This is a genomic window from Pedobacter folensis (assembly GCF_056490665.1).
Window position 1 is genome coordinate 19,414 of record NZ_JBWJIF010000005.1, and the last position, 20,681, is coordinate 40,094.

Sequence of the window (20,681 nt, forward strand, 5' to 3'; positions counted from 1 at the left end):
ATTCATTTCTTCCTTTTTTTAATCTGCAATTAAGCCGGCAGAGGCAAACGTTTGCGTTTAATAATATCAGAAGTACCAAGCCGCATAGGCTTTATCCCACCCAAAAAAGGCTTAAATAACCATCCATCCCGCTTTACCAGGATATTTCAAGCAAACGTTTGCGCTGCATTCGCGATTTGATATTGCCTTTTATGGTTATAGTTTAGTAATAATCATTTTACAAAAAGTATATTATTAATGAACCTGAGAATAACTTTTAGCCCGCCGTAATCTGATTAATGCTCCTCAACAGAAAAACAATATAACAACAATCTAACCTAAAAAACATGAAGAGATTTCTTTTAATGATTTCCTTTATTGCGTGTATTTTGGCAGTAAAGGCACAAAACCGTACTATTTCAGGTACGGTAACTGACAGTAAAAAACTCCCGCTTCCCGGGATAACCGTAACCGTGCTGGGGACCAAAACGGCTGTACAAACAGATGCAAATGGAAAATATGCCATTAGCGCAGACAATGAAAGTACCCTGGAGTTTAAAGCCCTGGGGTTTACTACCCAAACCATTAAAGTAGGCGCAAATACTTCCGTTAATGTTTCCTTAGTAGATCAAACAACTGAACTGGATGCTGTAACCGTTGTGGGTTATACAGCAAAGAAGAAATCAGAAATTTCGAGTGCCGTAACGACCGTAAGCGGCTCGAAGCTTAACGATGTAACCTCTGTAAACCTCGGAAACCTGTTACAGGGTAAAGCGCCCGGTGTAGTGGCGAGTTCTGCCTCCGGCGATCCAACTGCTGGCTCAACCGTGGTGGTTCGTGGTGTGGGTACGATAAATGCAGGGATTGGTCCGCTCGTTGTAGTTGACGGAAATATTGGCGGAACCTACAACCCTGCCGATGTAGATAATATTACCATATTGAGAGATGCCGCAGCCACAGGTTTATATGGATCGAGAGCGGCCAACGGTGTTATTATTGTAACGACTAAAAAAGGGAAATCAGGAGAAACCCGATTTAGCCTAAACTCGACCATTGGTATTGCAAAAGCGACTACTGGGAACTTTAAGCTAATGGATGCCCAACAACTTTACGATTACCAGAAATCTTTCTTTACCACCCCACCAGCTGCTTCGGTACTAAACACCAATACCGATTGGTGGAATGAGGCATTTAGAACAGCTATGATAAATAACCATACCCTAACCGCATCAGGAGGGAGTGAGAAAACTCAATTTTATATTTCAGGCAATTATTTTAAAGAAGAAGGAACTTTAATCAACAACGATAAAACACAATATAGTTTGAGGGCTAACCTTACTTCGCAGTTAACTAAAAAACTAAAATTAACAGCCTTGTTAAGTGGAATTGTAATTAACGATAACCTTAATCCTGAAAGTGCCGTTTACCAGGCTTATTTAAATATGCCATACGATCCGGCTTACAATGCGGATGGCAGCCCAACTGACCCACGTAATATTCCTTCCTGGAAAGGCAGAGACCGCTCAAATTTTTTACAGAGTTTACAGTACAATTACTCAAAAGCAAGAAGTTTTACCACAACCGGCGATGTAAACCTGGATTATGACCTCCTTAAAAACCTAACCGTTTCCAGTTACAACAGAGCCACCATTGCCAATGGCAGATCGAACAATTATTATGATAGAAGAAGTCAGAGTGGCGCTACAAACCTAGGTACCGCATCTTTAAGCAATACCTTTTCTACTACACTTTTATCATCGAACAGAATTAAGTATAATGTAAATCTAGGTAACCATAACCTAAGTGTTTTAGGTGTTGCAGAAATAGAAACTTATCAATACGATGCCAGTGGAATTACCGCTAAGGGTCTTCCTGCAGGAATGGACGCGATTAGTACGGCCACTGACATTACAAATAAACCCACAGGCACTTACGATGGTTATAGAAATATAAAATACCTGGCACAGGCCGATTACAGTTTCCAAAGCAAGTATTATCTGGTAGCATCTGTTGTAAATGAATATGCCTCCAGATTTGGAAAAAACAATCCGGCCGCAACTTTCTACCAGTTCGGAACCTCGTGGATTTTATCTAACGAAAATTTCTTAAAAGACAATAAAACCATCACCTTCCTTAAGCTAAGAGCCAGTGCAGGTACTACGGGTAACCAAGGTGGTATTGATTACTACCAGTCGTTTGGATTGTATAATTTAAATGCGACCGCCTCTTATAATGGCCAAACTGGTGCTTTCCCTAATCAAATTGTCAACCCGGATTTAACCTGGGAGAAATCAAGAACCTACAATGTGGGCTTAGATTTTGGTTTATTTAAACGCATTGATATTACCGTTGATGCTTACGACAAACGTAACTCTGATTTATTATTTGCAGTACCACTTCCTACAACTGTTGGTTATCAGAATATCAGAAGAAATATTGGTGCCATAAGAAACAGAGGTATTGAGTTTACGATCAACTCTAAAAATATTCAGCAGAAAGACTTTAACTGGGAAACCAGTTTTAACATGTCTTTTAACCGCAACAAAGTTATGGAACTAAACCAGGGTTTATTGGTGGTAAATACCAGTACACAACCCATCGCTTTGGGCCAAGATATGGATGAATGGTACATGCAAAAATGGGCTGGCGTAAATCCGGCTGATGGCAAACCCCTTTGGGAAAAATTAGATGATCCTACAGGTGTAACCAGCACTTACAATCAGGCGACCAGACAATATACAGGTAAATCATCAGCACCAAAATTTAGCGGTGGATTAACCAATACACTGGAATATAAAAACTTTACCCTCTCGGCCTTTTTAAATTTTGTATATGGCAACTGGGTATATAATGATAGCCGTTTCTATTTCGATAACGATGGCGTTTACGAAAGTTATAATCAGCAGGTATTACCTAAAGGTTCGGTAAGGTGGACAACCCCTGGCCAAACCGATGCAACCCATCCTCAGGCTAAATTTGGCGGCAATCTTCAATCGCACCAAAGCTCTACCCGCTTCTTAGAAGATGGAAGTTATTTAAGATTGAGGAATGTAACTGTAGGGTATAACTTACCCACAAACTGGTTAAAAAAGGCTTCGATAAATGCTGCCCGTTTATACGTGAGTGGAGACAACTTGTTTACGGCAACCAAATTTTCAGGCGTAGATCCTGAGGTTGATTTAACCGGAGGTATATCTTCTTTCAGATATCCAACCAGCAGAAGATTTGTTTTTGGCGTTAACCTAACATTCTAACCATTAATAAGATTACCATGAAAATATATCATAATCACATCATAAAAATCGCCATTGCAGCCAGTATTCTTTTTACCGCATCTGCTTGTCGTAAAACTTATCTTCCTTCTGACAGAGTGGAAGATACCGATCTTTTAAATACGATTGACGGTATGCGAACAGCCACCTTAGGTAACTATGCTACCCTAAAATCGCTAAATTATGAAAACAACTACCATTGGTTAGCTGAGCTCCCTTCTGATGAAGTGGCTCAAGGCCAGAACTCTTCAAGCGATGTGACTAACCTGTATAAGTATACACATTTGGTAAATTCTGCCAATGCCACTACTTATTTCCAGCAAGCCTATTATGTGGCATCGGCAACCAATAAAATCATCAGCCGCATTCCAGATGCTTCGTCAGCAGAATTATTGCAGGTAAAAGGAGAAAACCTGTTTCTCAGAGCGATGTTACATTTTAATTTAGTACGGATGTTTGGAAGGCCTTATCAGCAAAATCCGACAACCAATCCTGGAGTTCCAATTTTAAGCGAAACAGTAAGCGAAGCTGATGCTTATGTCATCAAAAGGAGTACCGTAGCTCAGGTTTACGATTTTGTAATTGCCGATCTTTTAAAAGCAGCACAGTTGATAAAGGATGAAAAAGGCAATAGTTTTGCTTCTAAAATGGCTGCTTATGCACTTCTATCGAGGGTTTATCTGTACATGGATAACAATGCCAAAGCAATAGAATATGCCAACCTGGTAATTAGTTCAAATAAATATCAGTTACTTCAAAATGCCGAATACCAGACCTATTTTAGGGTGGCACCCGAAACCAACAAGGAAAGCATTTTTGCCATCAAACACACCAAAACTGAAAACTACGATTATTCGGCTATTGGTTCGTTATACTATAGCGGCGATGCCAATGGTAATGCGCTGGGTCAGGGAGAAAGCGGATGGGGAGAAATATATGCTTCTGTAAAGTATTATAATTTCCTTAATAAATATCCTCAGGATAAAAGAAAAAGCTTTATTTCGCCGCTAATCGTAAATGGTGTACAACAGTTAAACACAAAATTAACACCGGCTGCGCCTATCTATTACGTGAATAAAAATAACCTGCAGGAAGGTGTGATCAACTTAACATCGCCGGTATACCTTCGTTTGGCAGAAATGTACCTGAACAGAGCAGAAGCTAATGCCAAACTGAACAACACACAACTGGCATTAGATGATGTGAATGTAATTAGAACCCGTGCCGGAATTCCGACATATACGTTAGCTGATGTGACACCAGCACATAGTATTTTAGATATTGTATTGGAAGAAAGATGGCTAGAATTAGCTTTTGAATGTCAGCGGGCTTATGATCTGTTTAGGAATAACCGTCCGGTAGTAAGAGATTATCCTGGTACACATTCTACCATTAATGGCTCAGTTAATCAAACCATTAACCCAACTGATGCGCGGGTAATTTATTTTATTCCACAAACTGAAAGAGATAAAAATCCTAATTTATCTCAAAACCCTTAGCAAGGGCAAATCATATGATCAAAATGCAAAAGCCTTTCAATCCTGAAAGGCTTTTGTTTTAACTAATGTTTACGGTATCTACTAAGAATTAATCCGCTGGTTAAATGTAAAACTTTTGTATTTCGTTATACAACATGATTTATTTTATGAGCGAATAATGATAATTACATTAAAACGAGATTAGAATTGTAGTTTATTCGTTCATTAGGCATTGATTTATTAGTTAGCGTGATGCAGAAAACCATTCCCTGTTTACCTGTGCTTCTGTGGCTAAAAGTTTATTAAAGTATAATCATAAAGCACTTTGTAATGGGCTTGTTGTTCTTATCTTTGTAAGCAATTTTGGCTTTGCCATTATTTGGTTGGGTAAAATCAGTCTGTAAGAAAAACGGTTGACCTTCCTTTAATATCATAGCATTAAACTACTTTAAAAACAATACATTATAATGTCAGACGAGAAAATCATATTTTCAATGGCAGGTGTAAATAAAATTTACCCTCCACAAAAACAGGTTTTAAAAAATATTTACCTTTCTTTCTTTTACGGTGCCAAAATCGGGGTTATCGGCTTAAACGGTTCTGGTAAGTCATCACTTTTAAAAATTATTGCCGGTTTAGATAAGTCTTATCAGGGCGAAGTGGTTTTCTCACCAGGCTATTCAGTGGGTTATTTAGCTCAGGAGCCGATCTTAGATCCGGAAAAAACCGTTCGCGAAGTAGTTGAAGAAGGCGTTGCCGAAGTAACGGCTATTTTAAAAGAATACGAAGAGGTAAACGAAGCTTTCGGCTTAGAAGAAAACTACTCCGATCCCGATGCCATGGATAAACTGATGGCCAGACAAGGCGAACTTCAGGATAAAATTGATGCTTTAGGTGCCTGGGAAATCGATTCGAAATTAGAAAGAGCCATGGATGCCTTACGTTGTCCTGATCCTGACACTAAAATCGGTGTATTATCAGGTGGTGAGCGCCGTCGTGTGGCCATGTGTCGTTTATTGCTTCAACACCCTGATGTTTTACTATTGGATGAGCCTACCAACCACCTGGATGCCGAAAGTATCGATTGGTTAGAGCAGTTCTTACAAAATTACGAAGGAACTGTTATTGCCGTTACCCACGATAGGTATTTCTTAGACAACGTTGCCGGATGGATTTTAGAGTTAGACCGCGGTGAAGGTATTCCATGGAAAGGAAATTACAGCAGCTGGTTAGATCAAAAAGCAAAACGTTTATCACAAGAGGAGAAAACAGAAAGCAAACGCCAGAAAACTTTAGAGCGTGAATTAGAATGGGTACGTATGGCGCCCAAAGCACGTCATGCAAAATCTAAAGCACGTTTAGCCAACTACGATAAATTAGCTTCAGAAGACGGCAGAGAAAGAGAAGATAAATTAGAGCTTTTCATCCCTGCAGGACCTCGTTTGGGTAATGTGGTGATTGAAGCAACAAACGTTACCAAAGCTTATGGCGATAAAGTATTATTTGATAATTTAAATTTCTCGCTTCCTCCCGCAGGTATTGTGGGCATTATTGGCCCCAATGGAGCGGGTAAAACCACTTTATTCCGTTTAATTACCGGACAGGAAGAAGCTGATGCCGGCACTTTCCGTGTAGGTGAAACGGTAGAACTGGGTTATGTAGATCAGATGCACAACGATTTAGATGCCGATAAAACCGTTTACGAAAACATTACTGATGGATTAGACAATATCCAGTTGGGAACGAAAGCCGTTAACGGACGTGCGTATGTTTCAAAGTTCAACTTTAATGGCGGCGATCAGCAGAAAAAAGTTGGCATTCTATCCGGTGGTGAGCGTAACCGCGTACACCTGGCCATTACCCTGAAAAAAGGAGCAAACGTATTATTGCTGGATGAGCCAACCAACGATATCGACGTAAACACTTTACGTGCGCTGGAAGAAGCTTTAGAAAACTTTGGTGGCTGTGCCGTTGTAATCAGTCACGATAGGTGGTTCTTAGATAGGATTTGTACACACATCCTGGCTTTCGAAGGTAACTCTGAAGTTTATTTCTTTGAAGGTAACTACTCAGATTACGAAGAAAACCGTAAAAAACGTTTGGGTGATGTTACCCCAAAACGCATCAGATATAAAAAACTTAACTAATGCAAAGTCCCGATGAAAATCGGGACTTTTTTGTTTGAGGCGCAATTTGGAAGTATTTTAGCACAAATTCGGGATTGGAAAAAGATAATTTCAAAAGTAAGAGGCTGTCTTAATTTAATTTTCTTTCAAAAATGTCACGTTGAGCCTGTCGAAACGCTTACGATAAATCTATGTAGGTCCTTCGACAGGCTCAGGATGACAATTTTTTTCATAATCTATGCAGGTTGAAAAGGCGCAGGTCTTTGATTTTCCTTCGCTTTGCGTTTCCCTCTAAAAAAGAAGTACAGGTTGATAAAGAGCATTAAACCGAGATAAATTGCAAAGCCACCAATCTTAGAACTTAATGCTTCAATTAAGTTGCGGTAATCATTAGTGTAAATCGTAATCTTCATAATCATGAGTGCAAAACCTATATTCAACAGGTAAAAACCCGTTTCGAAAAGTTTGTTCGTTGCATTGGCAATCTCTTCTCTTCCTTTAAAAATATCTAACATATATACCTTACTGTTTTTAAACAGCGTTTTTGAAACATAAAAAGTCAAAAAAAGTGCAACTGGTAAATAAACTGCATAGCCGATTAAAATTTTGGTCGTTTCCATAATTGAAAATTTTAGATTGTTATTTTATTAATTTATGAATGGTATTGGTAAGCAAATAGATATTTAAATAATGGAGAACAGATAGGATGCTAACAATGGTGGCCACTTTTACAGCCATCACTTCTATTAATTGCTGCAGGGAAGTAATCGTCTCCCACCCCACCAACGTCATGGCACAGTACCCGATATTCACCAGGTAATAAGAAACCAGCAGTGATTTATTGATTTGCTGACAGAGATCCAAATGGTCGGGAATAAGTTCAGCCACAAAGATATTTCCGTTCCGGTAGCAGATTTTGCCAACCACTACAATAATAAATACGATAACGGTAATAAAGATGCCATATCCGAGTATATTGTAATCCATAACCAGTAGTTTTTATTATTTAACTTTCAGGAAAAACTGAAAGAATAAAAGCAAAAAAAACAGACTCCAAAGCCCTTTCTTAACTGTTTTATCTTTCATGTTCCCTTTCACGATGTAAAGCTAAATAAACATTATTAAACTTTCAAATATTATTGAAAGTTTATAAACAAAAAAATATATTATAAAACCTTCTATCTTGAGCGATGATTTTATAGTATAGCACTATATTAATGACAAGGAAATTTGAAAAAGAACCGCCATTAAGCATCGTTATCCGATGGCTTTTTCAGCCGACAATCTGCCCCCGACCTTTCCTATCGTGCAGACACATCTCTAATTTACATTTGTTTTTAGCGTCGTTGGCTAGATCAATCAGCATACTGATACCGAAGCTTCTGTATCAGCACCTTTCCTGTTATTGAGAATTCCCTGATTCTAAAATAAATATTAAATATTGACATCAATATTTATTTATTTTTCCGCTCTATGCCGCGGTGGCATGGTACTTTGGAGCGCCAAAGTACCCAAAACGCTTTGTCAATCCAGCAATGAGCCTTTTTGCACAATCCCATTCACATCAAAAAAACAGCGGCACTTTGTTTTGTGTTCAATATTTTTTTTAAAATTAAATCATCGTTATGAACACAAAACCACTGCGTTTCAGGTTTGTTAATGCCAATTGACCTAGACAGCACCTGTTTTTTTGATTTTTCCGGCTCTTGGGATTGACGGCGTACTTCGTTAAAATCAGTGCTTTTATTAAAGTTGGCTAGCATTATGCATAAACTATTCTTAAAAAAAGATGTGCATTCAAGATAGGACCTTACAGGGAAGCAATGACGACCCTTCTATTGAAGTTTATCAATGATAGCGCGATTTAAGGGCTTTATCGATCTAATGCCGATTCCTCAAAGCCTTTTTTACCGCAACATCCGTCACTTCTTCCATTATTTTATAACCTGCCAGGTTTGGATGAACGCCATCAACGGTGAGTTCGGCACGCTGCCCTCTCCTTTCGTCTACCAGAGGTGTCCAATAATCTAAAATGGTATAATTTCTTGCTTCAGCGTAGGCCACAATCTTTTCGTTTAAGTTCACGATGCTATCGGCTGCTTTAACGCTTCTGTTCCATGGATATTCGTAAACAGGCAGGTATTTACAGAGTATCACTTTAATATGGTGCAACCTTGCCAGTTCGGCCATCGATTTAATGTTATCCATAATTTTATCGTTGGTAACATGGCCGGTATTGCCCGCAATATCATTACTCCCGGCCAAAATAATCACCACTTTTGGTTTAAGGTTAATTACATCCTGCCGAAAACGGATAAGCAGTTGTGGTGAAATCTGTCCGCTGATCCCCCTATCCAAATAAGGATTATGATTAAAATATTCAGGATCTTTCTGTTTCCAGAATTCGAATATCGAGCTCCCTAAAAAAACAACCCTTTTTTCTTTTCTGCCCGGCGGCGGTAAAAGTTCATTTTCTTTCTGATACTTGCTTAGCGCAGCCCAGTCATCAGCAAAATTCTCTTTTTTCGGTTTATTACTTAACGAATCTGTCTTCAGCTGTGCAAATGAAACATTTACAAAGACTATTAAAAACAGGATCAGGATTTTACTTTTCATGGGATAATCGGTTTGTACGAAACGCTAAACTAATTAATTCCCGATTAATTAAATTCAACTCCACTTAAATTTACATTAGTTCTGTTTCTTTTGTTTCCAAACTGGCTCAGATTATAACCTAAGGTTGCCTGCACAAAGCGGCTGATAAAGCGTGTCCTGTTTTCAGATATGGAATTATTGCTAATACTGGTACTAAAGAGGGCTCCCTGATTAAACAGATCGTTGGCCTGAATAGAAAAGAGGAGTTTATTATCCTTCAAAAAGGAGGTATTTAATCCCATGTTCACCAATAAAGGGTTACCGGAATATAGATTGTATCCAAAATTTAAACTTTTAGAGGCTGATGCATTTACCCTAAAACGTTTATTGGGAATCCAGCTGGCACTGCCATTTAAAGCCAGCACCTGGATATTCTTAATATTCTGGTTCATTACAGAATAGGTATTTGAACTAAAGCTATACGAAACGCTGGTATTAAAAGAATATTTTTTCTCATTCAGGTTAAACCTAAAAGCGTTCGAAACGTTAATTCCACTACTCCGGTTTAATACATTTTCGGTATAAAAAACATTACGGCTATAGGCAATATTTCCATTGACAGAGAGCGATAGTTTATTGGTTAACAACCTTTTATTTAAGGAATAATTACCACCCACATTATAAATACCATTTACATTCTCATAGGTCGTTTGCTGTTTTAAACTGTTGAGCGTATCTCTCAGAAAAACCGTATTACTCACGACGCTATTAAAAGCAAAAGTTCCTGATAAACCTGCCATAATACTCAATCCCGATTTAAGGCCAAATTGATTGTAGCTTAAATCGGCGGTATGGCTCGATGTTGCCTTCAGGTCTGGATTACCGATAATCAGGTTCTGTACATCGTTATTATTTCTAACGGGTTGCAGTTTATTAAAGTCGGGCGAACTCGTGTAACCATTGTAGCCAAAACTCAAATTCCCGTTGTCTTTAATCTGATAACTTAAATTGGCAGAGGGCGAAAAATTTAACTGGTAGTTTTTTAGCTCCTGCCCCGTATTCTGGTATTTCCCGATAATGATGCTGGGCGAAAAATTAAGTCCTAAATTATAACTGATCCGCTTTGCATTGGTATTAAAGCCAATACCGAAATTCTGATTAATAAAATTAGATACATAATCCTGCCCCAACGAATCGACAACAAAATCGTTCCCCACCGGATTAGTTACCGTTGTAGTTTGCAAATTTTGGCTCCTGCTTACTGAAAAACGGTAAGATAAATTAATAAAACTATATCCTGTACTGTCGTTTGGCTTTTTTAATGAATTGGAAAACTGGAAATTACCCCCAAAATTAGAATTCGAGGTATTATTATCAACCAATCTGTTTAGCAATGAATCTTTAACCAGTATGTTAGTGGTTTCGTTGTAGTACCTGATAATGTCGTTAATTCTACTGTTCGAATTTCCTTCGCTTGTGCCAAAATTAAATCCCATAGATAGCGAGCGCTTATTATTAGCCAGCCGGCGAGACCAATTGATGCTTCCATTAACATTAGGATTGCTATTCCGCGAACCTGAATTGGACAGAAGATCCTGTTTGATAAACCCTGTTTTATTGGAAGTTGAAAACGCATCGTTACGGGTATTGGCCAAAGCCCCACTAAGCGAAATATTGAAATAATTCTTCTTTGTGGCGCCATTTAAACCCAAGTTGATGTTATTATTTAGCGATTTGGAATTATTTGCACTTTCTCTCAAATCGAATATGGTTCCCTGCGGATTAAACGTTTCGAGGTAATTGCTCTGAATGGATTTATTAATTCCATTACTAAAATGATAAGCACCGTTAAAGCTAAATTCCTTCGAAATTTTGTCCCTGATATTACCGTTTAAACCTCCGTTGTTCATTTTGGTAAACTCGTTATTGGTTATCCCATAACGGCTTCCAAAACCAATCTGCTTCGTTTTTTTCCATATACTCCCGTTACCGCCGAGGTTATGTGCATTATTGGTGGCAGAACTCATATTTACGCCGCCAAAAACACCTTTATCCATACCGGGTTTAGTAACCAGGTTTAACATTTTTTGTGGCGTACCCACTTTTATGCCGGTAAAATTAGCTTCGTCTCCATAATCATCAATTACCTGAAGTTTAGCAATAATATCGGCAGGCAACTGCCTGATGTAATCTTCTACGTTACTGGTAAAAAAATCTTCACCATTTACCCGCAGCTTGGTCATTTTTTTACCCATTGCCGTAACAGCACCTTTTTCGTCGACCTCAACGCCCTGTAGTTGTTTGAGCAGATCCTCCACCTTATCATTTTCTCTGATGGTGTAGGCAGCAGCATTATACTCAATGGTATCTTTTTTGATTTTAATGGGATCTACCTTTACTTTAACCTCTACATCTTCGAGACGGATGGTTTCCATTTTGAGCATAATGGGTTCTAAAACGGCGTTTTTTTTCGACGACTCGATTTCGTAGATCGAGGCAAATGGCTTGTAACCCAATGCAGAAATGCTAAGATAGAACTTATTGCGGCTTACTTTCGCGAATGCAAAATTCCCTTTCCCGTCAGAATTTGAGCGGAGGGTATCTTTATCGGTAATCAATCGGATGCTTACACCTTCAATAGGCTTTTTCAAAGAATCGATTACGTTACCACTTATTTTAAACTGAGACTGAGCGAGAGCGTTAACAGAAAGCGTGATCAGTATAAAAAATAATAAAAAGCATAAATTATTGCTTTTTCTCATCCCTCGGACCTCTTTTGTAAATCACAAGACCATTTAAAAAATTACGCAGAATCTGATCGCCACAAGGTTTAAAATTTTCATGGTCTTCATTTCTGAAAATATCGCCTAGTTCTGCCTTGGTAACTTTAAATCCAACAAGGTCGCAAATGGTGATTATATCTTCTGTTTTTAATGATAAGGCTACTCTTAGTTTTTTTAATATATCGTTGTTGCTCATTTTTAATGTTTGAATTAGAGATTGATTAAGTGATGATTGAGTGATTGATTTAGAGAATTAGCGCATGATTGAATTAAAGCATTAATGAATGACTGAGCTATTAAATAAACGGTTGAATAAATAAATTATTGAATGACAACAAAAATAAATCTAGAACTTTAGTTCCCATTTTATCAATGAACCAATGAACCAATGAACCAATGAACCAATGAACCAATGAACCAATGAACCAATGAACCAATGACCAATGAACTAATGAACCAATGACTAATGAACTAATGAACCAACCTAACTGGCCACTTCTAATTTAAGTTTTTTCCCTTTAATTTTTTCGCCACTTAGTGTTTTCAATAGTTGCTCTACTTTGTTTCTTTTAACGGCTACATAACTGGTCGTATCTTTCACTTCAATCAGTCCAAGATCTTCTTTTGTTAAGTTACCTTTCTGCAAAAATAAACCTACAATATCAATTTTGTTAATTTTATCCTTCTTGCCATGTGCAAGATATAAAGTTACCCAATCGCTGGCTTCTGGTAATTTATATTGCTCAGACAAAACTTCTTCTTCAATATCATCCGGTAAATATTTATAGTGTTCTTCTGTCGTTAAAATGGCATAAGCCGTTCCTTTTGCGTGCATCCTGGCCGTTCTGCCATTGCGATGAATATAGGCATCTTCGGTGTAGGGCAATTGATAATGTACAATATGTTCTACTTCTGGAATATCGAGACCACGGGCTGCCAAATCTGTCGTGATTAAAATCCGGTGGCTGCCATTTCTAAATTTAAGTAATGCCTTTTCACGATCGAACTGCTCCATCCCTCCGTGAAAAACATCATGTCCTAAACCATTTTCGAAAAGTAAATCACTTATCCGGTCTACCGTTTCCCTGTGGTTACAGAAAACCAAGGTGTTTTTACTCCCTATTTTACTCAGTAATCTGAAAAGGTAATCTAGCTTATCGGCTGCAGGCGCTGTTATTTTTTTGAGTTTCAGATCTGGTTTTGCTTCGATATTTTTTGAAAAATCGACTTCAACAGGCGCATTCAGCTTTACAAAGGTTGGAATTTCTTCCATTTTGGTTGCAGAAGTAAGTATACGCTGTTTTAACGAAAGTAGCGAACCAATGATGTATGACATGTCATTTTCAAAACCAAATTCCAGTGCTTTATCAAATTCATCTAAAACCAAGGTTTCGATAAAAGATTCGTCAAAGTTTTGATGCTCTAAATGATAAGCGATCCTGCCAGGTGTTCCAATTAAGACGGCAGGAGGATGTGCTAGATTATTTTTTTCGATGCGTACAGCGTGGCCACCATAACAGCAGTTTACTTTAAACGAAGTACCCATTTGTTTAAAAACCTGCTCTATCTGTAGGGCAAGTTCTCTTGATGGAACCAAAACCAGGGCCTGCACTCCTTTTACGCCGGCTTTTAGGTTAGAAAGTAATGGCAATAAAAAGGCCAACGTTTTCCCTGAACCCGTTGGCGCAATCAATATTACATCTTTACCAGTCTTAGCTGCTTTTACAGAAGACTCCTGCATTTCATTAAGTGCAGCGATGTTTAATTTTTTTAAGGCATTTTCTATCATTCGGCCATAAAGGTAATCATTTCTCTTTATGCCCGGATACAGCCTTAGTTACGGTCTGAAAAATCTTTCCCTAAGTTTCCTAAGGGTAGAAAAGTTTAATCTTTTCTCAAGCAACATTAACATGTTACCGCGTTTAGACATTGATGATAGCACCTTTTCGTTAACAGCATCAACCGAAGATAAAATCTTGTCAGCCAGTTCATCTGCAAATTTATTCGCCCTGCTATTTTGTAATAACTGAAGCTCTTGAATTAATTCTGCTTTCATAATTAAGAATTTTTAATGAATGTACAAATATTAACGGAGCGGATAATAATTTGTTTCAATAAATAATAAGATCATACAAACAATTATCACTAACTTGTTGATAACTAACTTTTTGTTAGCAAATAAACAATCTACGCTTAACACATATTTAATTTTTAGCGCTTATTTTTATAAAAACCTGATTGCCATTTGTACCAAAGGGGATTCCTTTGGAATTAACCTCAAAAAACACAATGTATGACGTGGAAAAAATTTAGTGGTGAAATTATTCAATCTTCGATCCTCGAAGAAGTAGAAAAAGCAATTATCAGAGAAAGCGAAAACGGTTTCAAGCTTAAAGTTTGTATTGGCACCGACTCGCAGGTAAAAGGTGCGGTAACGGATTTTGCAACCGTAATTGTGCTGTTACGAGAACATCATGGTGGTTTTATGTACATTCACCAGGAAAAAAGCACACAGCAGGTAAGCATTAAAGAAAGAATGTTGATGGAAGTGCAAAAATCTATCGAAACAGCTTACTCCATCTGCGATTTACTAGACATTTATGATGTAGCGCTCGAAGTACATGCCGATATCAACACCAGTCCATCATTTAAATCGAATAAAGCACTTAATGATGCCATGGGTTATATTTTAAGTATGGGCTTTATTTTTAAGGCTAAACCAGAAGCATTTGCCAGTTCTACCTGTGCCGATAAAATGGTGCATTAGGTAGTTAGCCGGAAAGTCTTGGGTTAGAGGTTCGAAGGTGAGTACCGTCATTTCGAGCACCGCCGAGAAATCTATAGGTCACGTTGATGATCAATATCCCTCATAGATCCCTCCATTCCGCTGCACTTCAGTCGGGATGACGAAACTCGTTGCGCTCCAACTCTGCGATCGCTGTGCCTTCATTCTGCGAACTTGAGGTTAAACCTAAACTATCTTCAACAAAACCCCATCTTCGTTGTTGTGCTTTTAAAACAAAAACTTGAAAACATATAGATTAGAATTTACCCAAAAACTACCTGTTGATCTGGATACAGCATGGGACTTTTTTTCTTCGCCCATGAACCTGGCAGAAATTACACCACAGGATATGACCTTTGATGTTACCTCACCAAACATGGTCAATACTAAAATGTACCCTGGCCTGATCATTACCTATAAGGTTTCGCCCTTGCTTGGCATTAAATTAAACTGGGTGACGGAGATTACACACGTTAAGGACAAGGAATACTTTATCGACGAGCAGCGCTTTGGCCCTTTTGCATTCTGGCATCACCAGCATCATTTCGAAAAGGTAGAAGGTGGTGTATTGATGCACGATATTTTGCATTACAGCATCGGCTGGGGACCTATTGGCTTAATGGCGAATGCCATCATCGTGAATAATAAAATCAACGAAATTTTTAAATTCCGCTCTCAGAAAGTGCAAGAATTATTTGGGAAATTTTAACGCAGGCCAGCTACCATTTTTTAGTTGAAATGGTTTCTGCCTTCTTTTTGGCTTTCTCTACCCTATTCGTGGCTAAATACTTCTTAAAGTCATCGCCAAATTTTTCGATTTTGTTATAAGCACTGTTTAAAATATCCTTCCATGCGCCAGCACCAAGTTTGCCAGGTGTACGCTCTAAAGGCACGCCAATTTTTGTAGTCGCTACAAAATTTCCATAACGGTCCCTCTGGTACGGGATAAACAACATATCCGTCAACCAGAATCTGTATTTCCCGTTACGCGCCTCAAAAACGAAATGATAACTCACTTCACCACTCGGATGACCAGCAACTAAAATTGTCTTATCAATTACCATTGTTCCTTTAGCTAAAATAGAAGAATCGGTAATACTTTCCTGCGTTATCGATTTTTTATAAGCTACATTAATGAAAGATTTGGCCCTTTGCAGCAAAGTATCTTTGCTTACCAATTGCGAATCTACCACCTTATAATAGATAAATTTACCGTTATCATCTTTCGAAAACTGTTTCTGTTGTGCGGATAATTGAATTGAAAGAAGAGCAAATGTTATAAAAAGAAGCTGTTTCATTTGAAATCGGTTAATAGATAAATCTAACGCTTTAAAGATAAGAAAAAGCCGTCCCGATTTTACATCGGAACGGCCTGATAATAACATTTTTATTTCCTTAAAAAGCGTAAACAGCTGCTAAAGAGAACTGACCACCATTTGGTGCTGCAGCGCCACCTTCTTTAAAGAAAGGTTTGTCGCTGTTATGGTCTAATCTTACCTCTGGGATAAAAGTTAAACCACCAGATTTAATGTTTGCGGTAAGGGTTACGGCTGTAAAAGCTGTAGCAGGAACTGCACCGGCTGCTTTAAATTTGAAGTATTCGCCTCTCAAACCTAAAGTTACCGCATCTAATATGGCGTACTGAGGATATAAAGCTGCGCCAGCATAACTTCCTGGTACCGAACTGTCTTTAATATCGTAATTAGCTGCATTTAAACCTAATTTAAACTTTTCAGTAATCTGATATGCAGTTGTTAAATCCACAATAGTTCCGTATCCACCAAAACCAGCGCCTGATAAAGCATTGATGTAAGCGGTCCAGCCTTCTACCGGTGCAACCATTAACTGGCCACCAATAGCTGAAACACCACGAGATGCACTGTACACATTCCAATCGTTAAATAAACCAGCCATTAAACTTACTTTATCGCTGAATTTATAAGTGGCTTTGATACCGGCATTCTGGAATGGACCATTGGTAAATAAATATGAAGTAGAGTAGTTGAAGTTTCCAACCGGAGAAATCACCTCATATCCGATAAAGGTACCCATGTAACCAGCAGTCATGCTAAATTCATCTGTAAACTCGTAGTTAACATATAAATTCTGGATATTAAATGAAGAACCGGCAGCAGCGGCATCAGGGATAGATTGCGATTGTCCTCTTGGGCCAAAAGAAAGTTCTCCAACAAATGAGGCCTTGCCAGTTTTTTTCTTCAAAGCAATATCGATCATCCCCAGCGATACTGAGTTATGATCAGTTACAAATGATGTTTTTGCATTTAATGGATTCTTGGCAAAATCATATTTAAAGTACGTATCTACCGATCCTGAAATTTCAAGTGGTGACGTCGTGGTTTCCTGGGCCAGGGCACACGTCGTGCTGGCCATTGCGAAAATAGCGGTTAAAAGTTTCTTCATGTTTGAGCTTATTTTGAGTTTAGATATTATAAAATCCTTAAGAAATTGGTTCTGTTAACGGACTGTTTCTTTCGATATAGATCGCTCTTTCTTCTACTAACAAGGTACCTTGTGAGTATTTCTCATCGTGTTGAGAAGCATCAAGACCTAATTCTTCTTCTTCTTCAGAAACCCTGATTGGATTGATAAGATTTACCAGTTTGAAAATAACGAATGATACCACGAAACTGAAAATGATTACGATTACAGCACCTTTTAATTGTGTAATAAAGAAAGCCGGGTTACCATAAAACAATCCATCAGCACCTGCAGCATTTACGGTTTTTGTAGCAAAAACACCAGTTAACAACATACCAACGATACCACCCACACCATGACAAGGGAAAACATCTAAAGTATCATCCAGGCTGGTTTTTTGTTTCCATGAAACCACAAGGTTAGAAATAACTGCGGCAATGGCACCAATGAATATACTTGCTGAAATACTTACAAAACCTGCACCCGGCGTAATGGCTACTAAACCAACTACCGCTCCGATACAAAAACCTAAAACTGAAGGTTTTTTACCTCTTGCCACATCAAAGAACATCCACGATAAACCTGCAGCACCTGCAGCTGTATTGGTTGTTAAAAATGCTGAAACAGCTAAGCTATTTGCACCTAATGCAGAACCTGCGTTAAAACCGAACCAACCGAACCATAATAAACCAGTACCAATTAATACATAAGGGATATTAGCTGGTGGAACTTCTTTATGCTCTAAGTGAGATTTTCTACGTTTTAAAACCAATGCACCTGCTAAAGCGGCCATACCTGCAGAAATGTGTACCACTGTACCCCCTGCAAAGTCTAACACACCCATTTTAAACAAGAAACCTTGTGGGTGCCATGTCCAGTGTGCTAATGGCGAATAAACGAATATTGCGAATAACACAATAAACAAAATGTATGAAGTAAAACGGATACGTTCTGCAACAGCACCAACTACTAAACCTGGTGTAATGATGGCGAACATTAACTGAAACACCGCAAATAAAGAAAGCGGAATGGTTAAGTCTGCTCCTCCCTGAAGGTGTGGTGCTCCAGAATTTACACCTTTAAAGAAAAGGAATGTTGAAGGGTTTCCGATAAAACCGCCAATGGTATCACCAAAGGCTAAACTAAATCCAACTACTGTCCATAAAACTGTAATTACTCCTGCGGCTACAACACTTTTAATCATGGTAGACAATACATTTTTACGATGAACCATTCCACCATAAAAGAATGCAAGACCAGGAGTCATTAAAAATACTAAAGCTGCGGCGATTAATATGAATGCAATATCAGGTGCACTATACTTGCCTTCATCAAAATTAGGAAGAAGTGGAATAAATAGAGCGAAAATTGCGACAATCATCAATATCGCAAAAGGCGCGTACTGTTTAAAGGAGAATTTACTCATAGTTTTTAGTTTAATTTGTTTGTATTGTTTAAATATTTAAAATATGCTTGATTTATTTTGATAAAAATACGACATAATGTAGTTTTTACACTATTAAGTTTAAATATTTTAATAAAAACAAGTAATTTTTATAAAACACGCCAAAAAATTACCTCAAAATTAAAAATAACAAAAAATCAGAGCAGTTTTAATGCAAGTTTTTAATAAAAACAAAACACGGTATTATTAGTATTTTGCATAATTTTACCTAAAATTTATAAAAAATTAGTTAAAAAAATCACTATAAACACAAAAAACCCATGAAATTTCATGGGTTTTTACGAAAAACATTAAAAATTATGTGTTTTTAAGAAAAATAAGAAGACCCTTGAACTATACCTCTTTTTTCAATTTCTTTATCCATATAGGTTTGAATTGCCGATTTGTTAAGCCCCCAGTTAGGTGCAATTAACAAATCCCAGTCAGAAATCCCAAAAAGACGCTGAATAACAATATCCGGACGTAAAAGCGGGATTAGTTCGCAAAGCAGATCGGTATACTCCTCAAGTGAGAATAACTTAAATGGCTCTTTTTTGTATTTAGCCCCCATGATCGATCCTTCTACTACATGAAGGTGGTGGAATTTAACGAACTTAATCTGAGGAAAACGGTTAATTTCGTGGATATAACCATGCATTTGTTCTCTGGTTTCCCAGGGGAAGCCAAAAATGGTATGCACACACAGATCGAGCTTACTATCTTTTAACAATTCTACCGCAGCCACAAACTCGCCATGACTACAGCCCCTGTTAATCTGATCAAGGGTCTCATCATATATAGATTCCATCCCCATTTCCAAATCTACATCAAAGCGATCGGTATAACTTTCTAATAAAGCTACCTTTTCGGCATCGATACAATCAGGACGGGTACCCACGGCAAAACCCACAATATCTTCGGTATTAATCGATAAAGCCTCGTCGTACATCATCTTTAAATAATGTACCGGTGCATAAGTATTGGTGTTCGGCTGAAAATAAACAATATACTTATCTGCTTTATAAGAAGTTTTTGCCCTTAACATGCCCTCAGCAAGCTGATCTTTAATATTTGGATTTTTACGCGAAGGCTCAGGCGTGAAAGAATCTACATTACAATAAGTACATCCACCGTAACCTTTGCTGCCATCGCGATTGGGGCAGGTAAAACCACCATCTACAATTACCTTAAACACACGTTGCCCTTTATACTTTTCGCGCAAATGCGTACCGTAATTTTTATACCCCTTGATCCCTGAATCTACAAGTGTTCCCATTATTTGCAAAAATACGGTTTTTGTTCGAGACACGAGGTTAGATTTGAGAGATTATAGAATTAGGGTTTAGGGTTTAGGGTTTAGGGTTTAGGGTTTAGGGAAAACAATTCCGAATGGCTAAGTTTTAAAAAACATTAATTTCTTTTTAGAAAAGCAAATCTTGTGTTTCATGGCAATGTTAGTCCCGCCACGTGCTCATACCTGCCCGTTCGTTCAGGCGGGCGCCTGCAGGCCTTAGGCGCAAGGCCTGTATCCGCCATGTCGGGTTTAAATCAATGAGTTCCCTGCTCAAAACCAGGCAAACTAAACCCGATGGTAGCGTGCACGGAGAGCAACGAAGTAAAGCGGACAGCGGGGCTTTCGGAACCGATTGACACCGAACACTGATTTTCTAATGTAAAACGAGACTTTAGATATGAGATTTAATAGGTAGTCACGAAGAAAAACAAAAAAGCAAATGGCAATGCGATAATTTTTGGCGTAAAAAAACCTCGCAAGCTTTAA

The 20,681-nt window shown here is 38.1% G+C and carries 16 protein-coding genes; 5 read left to right on the forward strand and 11 right to left on the reverse strand.

The annotated features are described in order from the left end of the window. Positions 1–326 precede the first annotated feature (326 nt). From AC04QZ_RS22685 to ettA, 3 genes are all read left to right on the forward strand, one after another. Positions 327–3,233: a SusC/RagA family TonB-linked outer membrane protein gene (locus tag AC04QZ_RS22685; RefSeq protein WP_478359578.1), complete on the forward strand. Its 2,907-nt coding sequence runs from the start codon at positions 327–329 to the stop codon at positions 3,231–3,233. A gap of 17 nt (positions 3,234–3,250) precedes the next feature. Further along, positions 3,251–4,750, forward strand: coding sequence for a RagB/SusD family nutrient uptake outer membrane protein (locus AC04QZ_RS22690; RefSeq protein WP_478359579.1), 1,500 nt, complete (start codon positions 3,251–3,253; stop codon positions 4,748–4,750). 446 nt (positions 4,751–5,196) lie between these two features. Then, positions 5,197–6,876 carry an energy-dependent translational throttle protein EttA gene (gene ettA, locus AC04QZ_RS22695; RefSeq protein ID WP_057932811.1) on the forward strand — a complete coding sequence of 560 codons (1,680 nt, stop codon included), beginning with the start codon at positions 5,197–5,199 and terminating at the stop codon, positions 6,874–6,876. 215 nt (positions 6,877–7,091) lie between these two features. On the opposite strand, the gene AC04QZ_RS22700 is transcribed toward ettA, so the two are convergent. From AC04QZ_RS22700 to AC04QZ_RS22730, 7 genes are all read right to left on the reverse strand, one after another. After that, positions 7,092–7,475, reverse strand: coding sequence for a hypothetical protein (locus AC04QZ_RS22700; RefSeq protein WP_478359580.1), 384 nt, complete (start codon positions 7,473–7,475; stop codon positions 7,092–7,094). 19 nt (positions 7,476–7,494) lie between these two features. Beyond that, positions 7,495–7,842, reverse strand: a complete 348-nt coding sequence (locus tag AC04QZ_RS22705; protein ID WP_478359581.1) for a hypothetical protein — start codon at positions 7,840–7,842, stop codon at positions 7,495–7,497. 894 nt (positions 7,843–8,736) lie between these two features. Further along, complete coding sequence (locus tag AC04QZ_RS22710) at positions 8,737–9,471, reverse strand: GDSL-type esterase/lipase family protein (protein ID WP_478359582.1); 735 nt, start codon at positions 9,469–9,471, stop codon at positions 8,737–8,739. Positions 9,472–9,515: 44 nt separating this feature from the next. Continuing rightward, complete coding sequence (locus tag AC04QZ_RS22715; protein ID WP_478359583.1) at positions 9,516–12,212, reverse strand: outer membrane beta-barrel protein; 2,697 nt, start codon at positions 12,210–12,212, stop codon at positions 9,516–9,518. Next, a complete protein-coding gene (locus AC04QZ_RS22720; protein WP_029274124.1) occupies positions 12,196–12,429 on the reverse strand; it encodes a DUF1456 family protein in 234 nt (77 codons plus the stop codon). The genes AC04QZ_RS22715 and AC04QZ_RS22720 overlap by 17 nt, the downstream gene beginning before the upstream one ends. A 288-nt stretch (positions 12,430–12,717) precedes the next feature. Then, positions 12,718–14,022, reverse strand: a complete 1,305-nt coding sequence (locus AC04QZ_RS22725; protein WP_478359584.1) for a DEAD/DEAH box helicase — start codon at positions 14,020–14,022, stop codon at positions 12,718–12,720. A gap of 48 nt (positions 14,023–14,070) precedes the next feature. Beyond that, on the reverse strand, positions 14,071–14,289 hold the full coding sequence (locus AC04QZ_RS22730) for a hypothetical protein (RefSeq protein ID WP_086547418.1): 219 nt from the start codon (positions 14,287–14,289) through the stop codon (positions 14,071–14,073). 237 nt (positions 14,290–14,526) lie between these two features. Between AC04QZ_RS22730 and AC04QZ_RS22735 the strand changes: the two genes are divergently transcribed. Next, the gene (locus tag AC04QZ_RS22735; RefSeq protein WP_086547419.1) at positions 14,527–15,000 is read left to right on the forward strand and encodes a ribonuclease H-like YkuK family protein; all 474 of its coding nucleotides are present in this window, start codon (positions 14,527–14,529) and stop codon (positions 14,998–15,000) included. Positions 15,001–15,259: 259 nt separating this feature from the next. Further along, entirely contained in the window at positions 15,260–15,727 is a 468-nt protein-coding gene (locus tag AC04QZ_RS22740; protein ID WP_478359585.1) for an SRPBCC family protein, read from the forward strand. Positions 15,728–15,737: 10 nt separating this feature from the next. Here the strand turns inward: AC04QZ_RS22740 and AC04QZ_RS22745 are convergent, their stop codons facing one another. The 4 genes from AC04QZ_RS22745 to mnmL form a co-directional block, all read right to left on the reverse strand. Further along, positions 15,738–16,316: a DUF4468 domain-containing protein gene (locus AC04QZ_RS22745; RefSeq protein WP_478359586.1), complete on the reverse strand. Its 579-nt coding sequence runs from the start codon at positions 16,314–16,316 to the stop codon at positions 15,738–15,740. 97 nt (positions 16,317–16,413) lie between these two features. Further along, on the reverse strand, positions 16,414–17,439 hold the full coding sequence (locus AC04QZ_RS22750; protein ID WP_478359587.1) for a porin: 1,026 nt from the start codon (positions 17,437–17,439) through the stop codon (positions 16,414–16,416). A gap of 37 nt (positions 17,440–17,476) precedes the next feature. Continuing rightward, positions 17,477–18,883 carry an ammonium transporter gene (locus tag AC04QZ_RS22755; RefSeq protein WP_086547422.1) on the reverse strand — a complete coding sequence of 469 codons (1,407 nt, stop codon included), beginning with the start codon at positions 18,881–18,883 and terminating at the stop codon, positions 17,477–17,479. A 346-nt stretch (positions 18,884–19,229) separates the two neighbouring features. Continuing rightward, a complete protein-coding gene (gene mnmL / locus AC04QZ_RS22760; protein ID WP_478359588.1) occupies positions 19,230–20,177 on the reverse strand; it encodes a tRNA modification radical SAM protein MnmL/YtqA in 948 nt (315 codons plus the stop codon). Positions 20,178–20,681: the final 504 nt, after the last annotated feature.